The sequence below is a fragment of the Vibrio sp. 1580 genome (assembly GCF_033340055.1).
Genome location: NZ_JAWOVT010000683.1, coordinates 1 through 527, shown reverse-complemented (window position 1 = coordinate 527; position 527 = coordinate 1). Strand labels below are relative to the sequence as shown.

At 43.8% G+C, this 527-nt stretch carries 1 protein-coding gene; it reads left to right on the top strand.

Translation table 11 applies throughout. The annotated features are described in order from the left end of the window. Positions 1-527 (top strand): secretin N-terminal domain-containing protein (locus R7093_RS27835; protein ID WP_318147358.1); only part of this gene is annotated, 527 nt, incomplete at both ends.

Below are 527 nucleotides of genomic sequence, written 5' to 3'. Positions count from 1 at the left end.
AAGCGTGTTGATGGCAACGTGATTTTGGTCGCCCCGACCGATGAGCTGGATTTGCGCGAGAAGCAGCAGTTAGAAAAACAAAAACTGACGGAAGAAATGGGGGAACTTTCATCAGAAATCATCAAAGTCAATTTTGCTAAAGCTTCGGATATTGCAGAGATGATTAATGGTGAAGGCAACATTAGCATGTTGTCAGAGCGTGGCAGTATGACCATTGATGAACGAACCAATTCGCTATTAATCAGAGAATTGCCAGAGAACATCGCCGTTATTCGCGAAATCATTGAATCGCTCGATATCCCAGTCAAACAAGTACAAATTGAAGCCCGAATTGTGACCATCAGTGAGGGTAACATGGACGAGTTAGGTATTCGTTGGGGCTTCACATCTATTAATGGTAATAACACCGTTGGTGGCTCTATTGAGAACAACCTAGCGACAATCGGTTTGTACGAAGGTGGTGGTGATGGCGAAGGTGAAGAGGGTGGTGATGGTGTTGGTATCGATGATTTCCTTAATGTGAATTT